The organism is Bartonella sp. HY406, from assembly GCF_025449315.1.
Lineage (GTDB): Bacteria > Pseudomonadota > Alphaproteobacteria > Rhizobiales > Rhizobiaceae > HY038.
The window spans coordinates 2,850,104-2,862,749 of the sequence record NZ_CP104893.1; the positions used below are offsets into that span (position 1 = coordinate 2,850,104).

The 12,646-nt window shown below is 40.4% G+C and carries 12 protein-coding genes; 6 read left to right on the forward strand and 6 right to left on the reverse strand.

Features of this window, described 5'->3' with window-relative positions; translation table 11 throughout:
- Positions 1-91: 91 nt before the first annotated feature.
- The 6 genes from N6B01_RS12125 to N6B01_RS12150 all read right to left on the reverse strand — a co-directional run bounded on the left by N6B01_RS12125 (position 92) and on the right by N6B01_RS12150 (position 7,632).
- Positions 92-469 (reverse strand): UCP019853 family protein, encoded by a 378-nt coding sequence (locus N6B01_RS12125; protein WP_262078977.1) that lies wholly within the window; start codon positions 467-469, stop codon positions 92-94.
- Between the two features lie 306 nt (positions 470-775).
- Positions 776-2,422 carry an ABC transporter ATP-binding protein gene (locus N6B01_RS12130; RefSeq protein ID WP_262078978.1) on the reverse strand — a complete coding sequence of 549 codons (1,647 nt, stop codon included), beginning with the start codon at positions 2,420-2,422 and terminating at the stop codon, positions 776-778.
- Complete coding sequence (locus tag N6B01_RS12135; protein ID WP_246708079.1) at positions 2,419-3,630, reverse strand: ABC transporter permease; 1,212 nt, start codon at positions 3,628-3,630, stop codon at positions 2,419-2,421. Before N6B01_RS12135 ends, N6B01_RS12130 begins: the two co-directional genes overlap by 4 nt.
- Complete coding sequence (locus N6B01_RS12140) at positions 3,630-4,739, reverse strand: microcin C ABC transporter permease YejB (RefSeq protein ID WP_262078979.1); 1,110 nt, start codon at positions 4,737-4,739, stop codon at positions 3,630-3,632. Before N6B01_RS12140 ends, N6B01_RS12135 begins: the two co-directional genes overlap by 1 nt.
- A gap of 209 nt (positions 4,740-4,948) precedes the next feature.
- The gene (locus N6B01_RS12145) at positions 4,949-6,835 is read right to left on the reverse strand and encodes an extracellular solute-binding protein (RefSeq protein WP_262078980.1); all 1,887 of its coding nucleotides are present in this window, start codon (positions 6,833-6,835) and stop codon (positions 4,949-4,951) included.
- A gap of 212 nt (positions 6,836-7,047) precedes the next feature.
- On the reverse strand, positions 7,048-7,632 hold the full coding sequence (locus N6B01_RS12150; protein ID WP_182418020.1) for a c-type cytochrome: 585 nt from the start codon (positions 7,630-7,632) through the stop codon (positions 7,048-7,050).
- 136 nt (positions 7,633-7,768) lie between these two features.
- Between N6B01_RS12150 and N6B01_RS12155 the strand changes: the two genes are divergently transcribed.
- The 6 genes from N6B01_RS12155 (at position 7,769) to N6B01_RS12180 (ending at position 12,548) form a co-directional block, all read left to right on the forward strand.
- On the forward strand, positions 7,769-8,524 hold the full coding sequence (locus N6B01_RS12155; RefSeq protein ID WP_262078981.1) for a 3-deoxy-manno-octulosonate cytidylyltransferase: 756 nt from the start codon (positions 7,769-7,771) through the stop codon (positions 8,522-8,524).
- Positions 8,524-9,399 (forward strand): prephenate dehydratase, encoded by an 876-nt coding sequence (locus tag N6B01_RS12160; RefSeq protein ID WP_262078983.1) that lies wholly within the window; start codon positions 8,524-8,526, stop codon positions 9,397-9,399. Before N6B01_RS12155 ends, N6B01_RS12160 begins: the two co-directional genes overlap by 1 nt.
- A gap of 18 nt (positions 9,400-9,417) precedes the next feature.
- On the forward strand, positions 9,418-9,876 hold the full coding sequence (locus tag N6B01_RS12165; RefSeq protein WP_262078985.1) for a GNAT family N-acetyltransferase: 459 nt from the start codon (positions 9,418-9,420) through the stop codon (positions 9,874-9,876).
- A gap of 31 nt (positions 9,877-9,907) precedes the next feature.
- Positions 9,908-10,417 carry a CAP domain-containing protein gene (locus N6B01_RS12170; protein ID WP_262078987.1) on the forward strand — a complete coding sequence of 170 codons (510 nt, stop codon included), beginning with the start codon at positions 9,908-9,910 and terminating at the stop codon, positions 10,415-10,417.
- 446 nt (positions 10,418-10,863) lie between these two features.
- The gene (locus tag N6B01_RS12175) at positions 10,864-11,280 is read left to right on the forward strand and encodes a hypothetical protein (RefSeq protein ID WP_262078989.1); all 417 of its coding nucleotides are present in this window, start codon (positions 10,864-10,866) and stop codon (positions 11,278-11,280) included.
- Positions 11,281-11,492: 212 nt separating this feature from the next.
- Entirely contained in the window at positions 11,493-12,548 is a 1,056-nt protein-coding gene (locus tag N6B01_RS12180) for a bifunctional transcriptional activator/DNA repair enzyme AdaA (protein WP_262078991.1), read from the forward strand.
- Positions 12,549-12,646: the final 98 nt, after the last annotated feature.

Here is a 12,646-nt window from a genome sequence, read left to right on the forward strand (position 1 = left end):
TCCAATCAGATCGAAATGCGCTCTAATATATCTTTAATCGTTGTAGCATTTGTTGCTGCAACGTTTCTTTAAAGCCAAGGCATCAATAAACTCAATTTGATAAAATATTAAGATTTATTCTGCTTACTTTTATTTGGACAAATTTATTATCAAGATAGCCATAGTCTAATAAAAATTCATCATCAAAATAAAGTCCATTTAAAAACAACGAACCATGACTGTAATAGCCATAAAGAGTATAGTTAAAACCGTCCCCATCACGCTGGATCCTGACATTATTACCCTTGGCCTCTTCTAGAATTTCATTATCAAAAAAATCAAGGTCAATTTCACAAAGATAAATTTTATTTTTATCAAATGCCTTTGGCATATAGCCACAAAAGCAGACAAGAGTAAATTCGCCGATAGAGATGGTAATCTCTTCGTTTATAACATCATCAATATCAACTATTTTAGCATAGCAAATCATATATTTTCTTAATTTTCACGACCAATATAGTCCAATTTAAGCATAAAATCCTGTGTTAAAACTCGTATTTTTATTTTGATAGAATGAATTTTAATATGTTTTTTTGTCAGCAATGAGTTAAAAAATCTAAGGCGTTGTAAAGCCTCCCCATCCAAATGGATAAGCACTTTTCGTATGAATTTAATGGTCTAAGTAACAACTAATATCGCTAGATGATATGCGAAAGCATTGTCATAAATGTTACGATTAAAGGTTGTTAATTTTATGAACAATATTTGTTAAACACCAAAGCGCATTTTTGGTGTTTTATAGTTTTGGCATAACTTTCTCATTATTTAATCGCGTATTCATATTAAAAGCAGCGGTCATAAGGGTTTTGGTGTAGTCTTCACGCGGATTAGCAAAAATATCTTTTGCTGCCCCCCGTTCAACCACTTTACCATCACGCATCACCATCACCTCATTGGCAAGGGCTTTAACCACCTTTAAATCATGACTGATGAAAAGATAAGAAAGATTGTGTTTTCGTTGCAATTCGCGCAGCAAATCAACTACCTCGGCTTGCACACTCATATCAAGAGCAGAGGTTGGCTCGTCCAACATAACAAAACGCGGATTTAACACCATGGCACGCGCTATCGAGATACGCTGCCTTTGCCCGCCAGAAAATTCATGAGGATAGCGATGGCGCGATTGTGGATCAAGGCGCACCTCCTCCATTGCGGCAATCACCCTATCCTCGCGCTCATCATAGGACAGCTTTGGCTCATGAATAGAAAGCCCCTCGGCAATAATTTCCCCCACCGACATGCGCGGCGACAATGAGCCAAAAGGATCTTGGAAAACAATTTGGATATCGCGGCGCAATGGCCGCATTTTCTTAAAGCTTAAAGCATTAATATTCTTATCATCAAATTTGATAATGCCTTTTGACGAAATCATGCGGATTAAAGCAAGTCCTAAGGTCGTCTTTCCTGAGCCTGACTCACCAACAACACCTAAAGTTTGCCCTGCTTTTATGGTAATATCAATGCCATTCACCGCTTTGATATAATCGGTTGTTCTACGAAAAAGCCCGGTCTTTATCGGGAACCACACCCGCACATTTTCGCCGCGCATAATAATTGGTGCATTTGGATCAACCGCAGGCGGACTACCCTTTGGCTCTGCTGCTAAAAGCTTTTTGGTATATTCATGTTGAGGATTGGCAAATATTTCATCCACCGGTGCCATCTCAACAATTTCACCCTTAGTCATGACCGCAACACGGTCGGCAATTTTTCGCACAATGCCAAGATCATGGGTGATAAACAACATGGACATTTTATGTTGTTTTTTCAAATCAGCCAAAAGATCCAAAATTTGCGCTTGTACCGTCACATCAAGGGCGGTGGTTGGTTCATCAGCAATCAATAGCCGAGGATTATTGGCTAATGCCATAGCAATCATGACCCGTTGTCTTTGTCCACCGGATAATTCATGCGGGTAAGAGCGTAGCCGCATTGCTGCATTTTTAATGCCCACTTGCTCCAAAAGTTCAACCGTACGCAAACGCGCGGCATTGGTGCTCATACCTTGGTGGATACGTAAAATCTCACCAATCTGCTGCTCCACTCGATGAAGCGGATTAAGCGAAGTCATTGGTTCTTGAAAGATCATCGAAATATCTTTGCCGCGCACGCTTTGCAGCTGCTTTTCGCTATATTTCATCAAATCCTTGTCCCTATCATCTTGGCGAAATAAAATTTCGCCCGATGGATGACTAGCCATAGGATAGGGTAATAATTTTAATACCGATAAAGCCGTGACTGATTTGCCTGACCCTGATTCACCCACCAGTGCAACGGTTTCACCGGGCAGAATATCAAAGGACACATTTTTTACCGATAGCTTTTCTTCACCATCTTGACGAAAGGCAACAGAAAGATCGCGAACTGATAGCAATGGCGTCATTGGAGTGTCTTTCTTGGGTCAAATGCATCACGCGCCGCTTCACCAATAAAGGCAAGCAAGGATAAAAGCACGGCAAGAGTAATAAAGCCAGTTATACCAATCCACGGCGCATTAATATTGTTTTTTGCCTGCAGCATTAATTCGCCAAGCGAGGGCGAACCTGGCGGCAAACCAAAGCCAAGGAAGTCAAGTGAAGCAAGGGCTGAAATGCCAGCAGTTAACAAAAATGGTAAAAAGGTAATGGTGGCAACCATAGCATTTGGCAATAAATGACGGATCATAATCGTGATATTGGAAACACCCAGCGCACGTGCGGCATTAACATATTCAAAATTACGCGCTCGTAAAAATTCGGCCCGCACCACGCCGACCAATGTTACCCATTGGAACAGCAGCATAATTGCCAGCAATACCCAAAAGCCCTGTGCAAAAAAAGCCGATAGAATAATTAGCAAATAAAGCGTTGGTATAGACGACCAAATTTCAATAAATCGTTGGAAAATAAGATCAACCCAACCACCAAAATAACCTTGCACCGCACCGGCCGCAACGCCAATAATTGTGGAAAATACGGTTAAAATAACCGTAAAGGCCACCGATACGCGGAAGCCATAAAGAGCGCGGGCAAAAATATCGCGCGTTTGATCGTCAGTGCCTAAAATATTCCAATTGCCAAATTTACATTCAGGATTTGCTGCACCACCATCATAAAATCTGCAACGCTCATCCTTACTTTGCATCCAAAAGGGTGGAGATAAAGCTTGGGTTTGTTCGCTCGGTGTATCATAAGAATAATGAATAGGTGGCCAAATTGCCCAACCATGCTCATTTATTTCTTTTTGAATATAGCCATCACGAAAATAGGCAGCAGCCAAAGTGCCGCCAAATTTTTCATCAGGGTAATCAACAAAGGCTGGAAACAGCAATTCACCCTTATAGGACGCAATAATCGGTCGATCATTGGCAATAAAGGCAGCCCCAAACGAACAAAGGCATAAAAATAAGAATAACCAAAGAGACCAATAACCACGACGATTTTTCTTAAAATTACGCCAACGCCGTTGGTTTAATGGCGACAAAAACGGACGGCGATGTTTTTGTTTATTTTGTTTTTGTTCGCTTGAACGATGAACGTCCTGCGCAATTTCGCTTGCTAAACCATTAGCGGTATTTTCACCCGCCATAATATTTGAAGGATTACTCGCCATTATACATCCCTCTTTTCAAAATCAATACGCGGATCAACCAACATATAAACAAGATCTGACACAAGCGCGACAACGAGGCCAAGCAATGAAAAAATGAACAAAGTGCCAAGCACAACAGGATAGTCACGATTGACAACCGCCGTATAACTCATAAGCCCCATACCATCTAAGGAAAACAGCATTTCAATAAGCAGCGAACCGGTAAAAAACGATGAAATAAACGCTGCAGGAAAGCCAGCAATAACGACCAACATTGCATTGCGGAAAACATGCCCATAAAGCACTTTACGATCACTTAGCCCTTTGGCGCGCGCGGTTACCACATATTGCTTACGGATTTCTTCCAAAAAGCAGTTTTTAGTAAGCAATGTTGTTGTGGCAAAAGCTGAAATTGCCATAGCAGCAACAGGCAAAGTGATATGCCATAAATAATCAAGGATCTTGCCACCCCATGATAATTCATCAAAATTATCGGAGGTTAATCCGCGAAGTGGAAACCAGTCAAAGAACGAACCGCCGGCAAAAAATACAATCAGCATAACGCCAAACAAAAAGCCGGGGATAGAATAGCCGATAATGATAACCGCACTTGTCCACACATCAAAAGCAGAGCCATCTTTAAGCGCTTTGCGAATACCAAGAGGAATGGAAATTGCATAGGAAATGAGCATTAACCAAAGACCAAGCGTCACCGAAACAGGCAAGGTCTTTTTAATCATATCGATAATTGGTTGGTCTGAAATGAAAGAATTACCGAAATTAAATGTGCTATAATCGCGTAATAAAATGAGATAGCGTTGCCAAGCTGGTTTATCAAAGCCAAATTTTTCTTCAAGCTTTTTGATATAGGCTGGGTCCATACCTTGCGCACCGCGATAGATTGACTGGCTGGAACTTGTGTGAGCGCCAACATTTTCAGCGCTAATGCCCATATCACCGCCACCGCCAGAGATACGGTCTAATGGACCATTTCCGCCGCCTTGCAATTGTGCAGCAATGGTTTCAATTGGCCCACCAGGGGTAAATTGCAAAATAACAAAAGTAATGGTTAAAATGCCAATAATGGTTGGTATAATCAACAATAAGCGGCGTAGGATATAAGCGGCCATTAATATCTCCCCATTATTGCTAGCGGCTCTATCCGCGCCATTGATTTCATTGCCATTTTCTTTCTTCAATATGCAATTGATTTTTACCAATCAGTCACAAAACGAAATTCGCCTAATTTTGTTATAATGATAAAACGTAACTCTAAGCAAATATGGTAAATAAAGTGCAAAATAAATGCTGCGATTTAAAACCATAATTACCGATAAGATTATTGACCTGACGATTTTTGCTGTAATGCTTGTTCTTTTTGCGGATCAATTGACCAAGAATAAATATCAAACCCCGATGCCTCTGGCTGCGGTCGCGGAATGTCAAATTTATCCCAATAGGCAATATTAATCTTTGATGATGTCCATTGCGGCACCACGTAGTAATTCCACAATAAAATTCGATCCATTGCCCGTGTCGCTGCGACCAGATCATCACGATCTTTGGCATAAATAATCGCATTAATCATTGCGTCAATTGCAGGATTTTTAATGCCGACATAATTTTTACCGCCATTTTTATTTGCCATGGTTGAGCCAAAATAATAAAGCTGCTCATTACCTGGTGAATCGGATTGGCCGATGATGCTGGAAATTACATCATAATCATAATTATAAAGACGGTTTTGATATTGGGCAGTGTCAATTGTGCGCATTGTTGCATCAATACCCAAGCGCTTTAAATTGGCAATATAAAGGGCGGTTACCCGCTCGAAAGCTGAGTTATCTAGCAAAATTTCAATTCTAAAAGGCGTACCTTGTGCATTAACCAATTGATTATTTTTCAACTGCCAACCAGCATCTTGCAACAATTTCATGGCTTCGCTTAAATTTTTACGCAGCTCTGTTGAATTCTTATAAACAGGCAAGGTAAAAGGCTTTTCAAATACTTCTATTGGTACTTCCGACTTAACGCTTTCCAATAATTGCAATTCTTTACCTTGCGGCATCTCTTGCGCGGTAACAAAATCGAGCCCATAAAAATAGCTGGTGATGCGTTGATATTGATCAAAAAACAAAGCTCGGTTCATATGTTCAAAATCAAAGGCTAAAGTTAAAGCCTTACGCACTCTAACATCATCAAATTTTTCACGCCGTAAATTTATAAAATAACCCTGCATGCGACCAGAGCTATGAATTTCAAAGCTTTCGCGTTTAACCAAACCGTTTTTAACTGCAGTAAAATCATATTTTTGCATCCAAGATTGAATACGGGTTTCTTGCCTATAATCACCAATACCGCCTTTTTTAAAGGCTTCCCAACTGGCGTTTTCATTCAAATAATAAGTGTTGCGAACCGCATCAAAATTATTGCGGCCAATGTTGACCGGCAAATCCCTACCCCAATAATTATCCACCCGTTTATAAAGAGAGGATTTGCCAAAGTTATAGTTTTCCAAACGGTAAGGGCCAGAGCCAAGCGGTATTTCACGCAAAGGCTTAGAAATATCACGCTGTTTTCCAGTCGCGTCCTTTGCCTCCCACCAATGTTTTGGCAAAATCGGCAATTGGCCGATAATATTAGGCAATTCGCGGTTTCCTGCTTCAGCAAAAATAAATGTGACTTCGTCTTTTCCGGTGACTTCCGCCAATTTTACACCACTATAATAAGAGCTATAAATGGGCGACACACTTTTTAATGTATTAAATGACCAAGCCACATCTTCCGGCGTAATCGGTGTACCATCATGAAATGTCGCCTTATCCGTTATTTTATATTTCACCCAAGAATAATCATCAGGATATTGTAAGGCCGTAGCGATAAGCGGATAGTTTACACTTTGTTGGTCTGTTGAACGTGCCATCAAAGTATCATAAATCAACATAATATTGCTATCAACATTACCATTAGGAATGAAAGCATTTAGATTATCAAAAGTACCAGTTACAATAATATTAAGAGTTCCACCCTTTTTTGCAGCAGGATTGACATAATCATAATGTTTAAAATTAGCATCATATTTGGGTGCATCGCCAAGACTTGAACTTGTTCGCCATATTGGTTCAGCTTTAGGTGAGCTTTGCTGGGTATTATCAGATTGCACACCCAACTCTTGTTGGTGATTGGCGGGCTCGGCAAGAGCGTTAAGCGCGACATTAAAAGGCATTATCAAAGCAGTTAGAAGTATGATTTTAAAAAATGTCGCTACTCTTTGCATATTGAACCTTTGCCTATCAATTCATTTGTCGAGCATCTATGAGCTATAGTTTAAATGCTATTATCATGTGCTTTTTGCCAAACTTATGGCAAATTCTTCATAATTAATTATCTTTAATAAATGAATAAGATGGACTTTTACACCAACAAAATAGTGCAAAACTACTGGTCTTCACTATCAATTGCTTTATCAACCTTTGGTAGGTCCTGCGGATTATCACTTAAAGAGCGCAAATAAAGTAACAGGTCAGCGCGATCTTGTGCATCTTTCATGCCCTTATAGGTCATGATTGTGCCTTTTAATGTGCGTTGTGGCGCGCTTAAAAATGCATCCAAGCTTTGATAATTCCATTTTGCACCGCTTTGCCCCAATTGGCGCATGGCACTTGAATAATTAAAGCCATTAACCGCACCAGCTGGACGACCGACAATCTGCCACAAATTAGGACCTAGACGATTTGGGCCATTCTCAGCGGGTATGTGACAAAGACCGCATTCACCAAATAATTTTCGCCCATGTTCTATATCACCTGTTGCAAGGCGGGTTTCTAAAGTCTTAGTTGTTGTGGTTGTCTTATCAGCGATATTATTTGCGCTTGGCTCTTGCACAAGACTATTTTCACTTTTTATTGGATCAGGATTGCTATAAATTGTCTCACTAACATAATAAAGTGTGATAAGCACAATAAACCATAACAGGCAGATAAGAATAAAATTATTAATGGTAGCAACTGAAATGCGAAACATGAGACAAAGAAAAACCTTTTAAAAATAGCTTTGGTAAAATAGAACTTTTGTAATAAGACTGCAACGTCTATAAAGTCGCAGCACACCCACCATCGGCAATGATTTAAAATGGCAATGCTGTTTTTGAGGATATTTCATGACCCAATCCGCCCTTATCATTATTCCAGCCCGTTTAGCCTCTACCCGTTTACCCGGCAAGCCACTTGCCGATATTTGCGGCAAGCCAATGATCGTCCATGTGGCTGAACGCGCGCAAGCTGCCAATATTGGCCCAGTTGTTGTCGCAACCGATGATGAAACCATTAAAGCGGTGGTGCTTCAACATGGTTTTGACGCAGTAATGACAGCCAAAGACCATGAATCGGGTTCTGACCGTATTTTTGAAACGCTACAAAAAGTCGATAGTGATGGCAAATATGATGCGATCATCAATGTGCAGGGCGATTTGCCCACCATTAGTCCAGATGAAATTCGTGCTGCCTTTGCACCTCTTGATGACAAAAATGTTGATATAGCCACCCTTTGCGTTGAAATTACCCGTGAAGAGGAAAAAAACAACCCCAATGTCGTCAAAGTAGTTGGCTCACAAATCGCACCGCAACGCTTGCGCGCCCTTTATTTTACCCGCGCCACTGCACCAACAGGCGCCGGCCCACTCTATCATCATATCGGGCTATATGCCTATAGGCGTGAAGCGCTAAAGCGCTTCGTTAGCCTAAAACCCTCCCCATTGGAGCAACGCGAAAAGCTCGAACAATTGCGTGCATTAGAAGCTTTTATGCGTATTGATGTTGAAATTATTGATAGTATTCCCCTTGGTGTTGATACACCAGAAGACCTTGAACGCGCCAAAGAAATCATAAAATTAGAAAATGGAAAGGCTTTAAAATAATGGCTACACAACCAGCGCAACCAAAAACAAAAATAGCCTTTCAAGGGGATTATGGTGCTAATTCCGATACGGCTTGCCGCAATATGTTTCCCAATATGGAGCCTTTGCCTTGTGCAACTTTTGAAGATGCATTTAGCGCCGTTGAAAGTGGCGAAGCAAAACTTGCGATGATCCCAATTGAAAATACGCTGGCTGGTCGTGTTGCTGATATCCATCATTTATTGCCACGCTCACCTTTGAATATTATTGGTGAGTATTACTTGCCTATCCATTTTCAACTTATGGTTTTACCCGGTGTAAAACGTGAAGAAATTAAAACTGTTCACAGCCATATTCATGCACTTGGCCAATGTCGCAATATTATCAAGCAAAATGGTTGGAAGCCGATGGTTGCAGGTGACACAGCCGGTGCCGCCAAACTGGTTGCCGAAAAGGGCGAGCGCAGCATGGCAGCACTTGCACCATTTTTAGCGGCAGAACTTTATGGCCTTGATATTTTGCAAGAAAATGTTGAAGATTCAGCCGATAATGTTACACGCTTTGTGGTTTTATCCCGCGATGCCCATCGCCCCCAATATGATGAAGCTGACGAAAATATTGTTACAACAATTGTTTTTCGCGTCCGTAACGTACCAGCCGCGCTTTATAAGGCATTGGGTGGTTTTGCCACTTGCGGTATTAATGTTACTAAGCTTGAAAGCTATCAGCTTGAAGGACAATTTAAAGCAACACAATTTTACATTGATATTGAAGGCCACCCAGAAAGCCACCTTGTTCATTTAGCGCTTGAAGAGTTAAAGTTTTTTTCAAGTGAATTGCGTATTGTTGGGGTTTATCAAGGCTCAAACTTACGCATTGAACAGCGCAATATTTAAAATTTTTGATAGGGGAAAATGATGGAAAATGCCGTTAATATTCGTTATTTACAACAAGCAGACCACGAAGCATGGCTTGAATTATTTCGCCAATATATAATTTTTTATGATGTTGATCCTGATACAATCGAGTTTGATATTGGTTGGCAACGCATGATGGACAATAATTTTCCCATCTTTGCAGTTGGTGCTTTTATCAATAATGAGTTAAGCGGTATTGCCCATTTTGTCATTCATGCTTCAACATGGACAAGCAAACCCTATTTTTACATGGAAGATTTGTTTACCGCAGAAAAATCGCGGAAATTGGGTATTGGCGGCAAGCTTATTGATTTTATCCATAGTGTTGCCCAAAATAATGGAGGCGAACGACTTTATTGGGTAACCAAAGAAAGTAATAAAGCCGCCCAAGCCCTTTATGATCAAAAGGCACAAAAAAGCGATTTCATTCAATATCGCATTAAAATCGAAGCTTAATTTACTTGAACTTATCTAATAAAGGCATTTCATGATGCGTGATCAAAAAAGCAATGCTAAAACCTTGCTGCACCGCCGCCATTTTTTAACCCTAGGCATCGCGCTTGCACCTAGCATTTTATTGTCGCAAACAAGCTTCGCCCAGCTTGGTAAATTCTTTAAAAAGGAAGATGAAGTTACCCAGCTTTTCAATGCAATCCGCAAGGAAAATCGCTTATCCTCGATGAGCCCAGATCCATTATTGCAAAAAGCTGCCCAAGACCAAGCAGAGCGTATGGCACAGAACCAGAAAATGGGACATTCGATTGGTTGGGGCAATGATTTTGGCGCACGGGTGCGCAGATTTGGCATAAGAGGCGCAGCGGCTGAAAATGTTGCGGCTGGCCAACCTGACCTTGCAACAGTTTTTAAAGCATGGATGAATTCCAAAGGCCACCGCAAAAATATGCTTGATCCAGAATTTAGCCATTATGGCCTTGCCTACGCCGTATCACCGCAAAAACCAAACTATCGCTATTGGGCTTTAGTGCTTGGTAGATAGGCAAGATTTATCGTAAATTGTGTTGATAGCTATTTTGGAAAAGAAAAAATGCGCTTTTAGCTTTTACAGCTTTCTTCAGAGTAGCACGTGATAGACCATATTGAACTTGCAAACCGCCCAAAGCTATCACCACAATATATCGGAATTGATTTACTTAGCGCAAGTTAACTTATTTAATGACCCAAATGAATTTAAAGATTTCGACATTTTGAAAAGCAATATTAAAATGTCGCTACCTTGCATTGAGAATGAAAATTAATATCGTATTATTTGGGCAATCAAATACCTAAAATACAGATTATATTTATTTCTTGAAAAATAGGTTTCTTTCGCATATATTTTCACTTAATGGAAATTATCCTTGGTGTTTGCTTGTTTTTTAACAAGCCTGATTTTTAACACATGCCTTCCAAAACAATTCAATCCATTTAAAGTGCGGATGTGTCATGTTTATAATCAAATATTTACAATATCACCAGGTTGACGAAGAATATGGCAAGGATAATGCTAAAATTGCAATAAATCTTCTTAAATGCCGATCGACCTCCGAAGTCATTAATGCATTTATCGCTTTGCTAAATGGTGAAAAATTTACCTATTTTGCAGAAGGTGGACAATCAAAATTCGGCACATATGGCTTGAAGGATGTATTTTCAGATTGGATAAGCGAACACGCGGAAAAAGGTAAAACATTAAAAATTCTTATTAATTCCTTTAAGTTAAGTGATAAAGCAAAACTTGATGGTGTGTTAGATTTTCTTGATGATGGCTTTTTTTCCGGCTTTTTATATTCTGATGTGGCTAAGGAAGATTTAAAGCTAAAAATGGAAAAAATGCGAGTTACCGTCTATATTATCCATTAATTCAACGCCTCAATTTTAATTTTTCTTTTGGGCATCGATATTCCAAACGGTGAAATTGTTTTACCACCCGTATATTACGGATAAACTTCGCTCCCCATAGGTTCAGGGTTTTTAAATATTTTATTGCAAAATTATGCCTATAAATGCAGTTGTAAAAATTGCTTGCCCGATAATCGGCGGACAAGGTTGAAAAAATACTTTATATTGATTTTATGAGCACAATTTTTTTAAATAATGATGATGAATTATATCAAGCCCTTTGCGCATCAAGCCATGCCTATGATGGGCATATATTTGTTTGCGTTAAAACAACCGGTATTTTTTGTCGCCTTTCTTGCAAGGCACGCAAGCCCTTACAAAAAAATGTATTTTTTGCCGACAATGCGGCAAGTTGTTTGGAGCAGGGTTTTCGCCCCTGCACGAAATGCAAACCTTTACAAAGCCTTTCTGAGAAAGACCCATGCTATTTAGACCTGATGCAAAGGCTTGAAAGCAACCCCGACCATATTTGGAGTGAAGAAGATATCAGCGCACTTGGCTATGAATTATCAACGGTGCGGCGGATTTTTAAGCGCACCATTGGCATGACATTTCTTGACCTTGCAAGGTTAAAGCGCGCAAGCAAAGCGGCCGCTCAATTAAGCGCTGGCGATTCAGTCATTAATACCCAACTAGAAACTGGCTACGAATCATCAAGCGGCTTTCGTGATGCGATTATTCGACTGATTGGTGAGCCGCCACAGGCACTTAAAAACCGTACCCTCCTTAAAGCAAAATGGATTGATACGCCGATTGGTCAAATGCTAGCAGTAGCGGATAATCAGTTTTTACATTTGCTTGAGTTTTTTGACCGCAAGGGGCTACCCAATGAACTTAAAAAACTACAATTATCGACGAAGTCAGCAATTGAGTTTGCCAATAACGAAATTTTAGATCGGTTGAGTGCGGAACTTGATGCTTATTTTAGCGGCCAATCCTGTATGTTTAAAACGCCACTAGCCCTTCATGGGTCGCCATTTACCGCCAATGTTTGGCGGGCGTTGCAAGAAATACCCAATGGCACTACTTGCTCTTACGCGGCTCTTGCCAAAGATATTGAGCGACCAACGGCAATGCGGGCAGTGGCAAGAGCCAATGGCCAGAATCAAATTGCCATCATTATTCCCTGCCACCGCGTTATTGGCTCAGATGGGTCTTTAACTGGCTATGCAGGTGGTTTATGGCGTAAAGATTGGCTATTAAACCATGAAAAGCGCTTCTTTTCGTGAACACTTACTTGCTATTTTACCCTCAATAGGCTATGGAGCAAGCGTTCAAGTTGTCCGGCAGGGCATGCCGTGGTAACTTTTGAGTAGCTTGGAATTGG